Origin of the sequence: Chryseobacterium sp. Tr-659 (assembly GCF_011752975.1) — a bacterium.
Lineage (GTDB): Bacteria > Bacteroidota > Bacteroidia > Flavobacteriales > Weeksellaceae > Chryseobacterium.
Genome location: NZ_VWWP01000030.1, coordinates 1 through 257 on the forward strand (window position 1 = coordinate 1; position 257 = coordinate 257).

Below are 257 nucleotides of genomic sequence, written 5' to 3' on the forward strand. Positions count from 1 at the left end.
TCCAAGGCTAAATACTCCTGAAAGACCGATAGTGAACAAGTACTGTGAAGGAAAGGTGAAAAGCACTTCGAATAGAAGGGTGAAATAGAACCTGAAACCGTACGCCTACAAGCGGTCGGAGCAGCATTAAGCTGTGACGGCGTGCCTTTTGCATAATGAGCCTACGAGTTAATTTTACTAGCGAGGTTAAGGTATTAAGTACCGGAGCCGGAGCGAAAGCGAGTCTGAATAGGGCGCATAGTTAGTAGGATTAGACG

The 257-nt window shown here is 46.3% G+C and carries 1 rRNA gene; it reads left to right on the forward strand.

The features are described 5' to 3' along the window. Nucleotides 1–257 (forward strand): 23S ribosomal RNA (locus F3J23_RS21545); the annotation flags it as partial.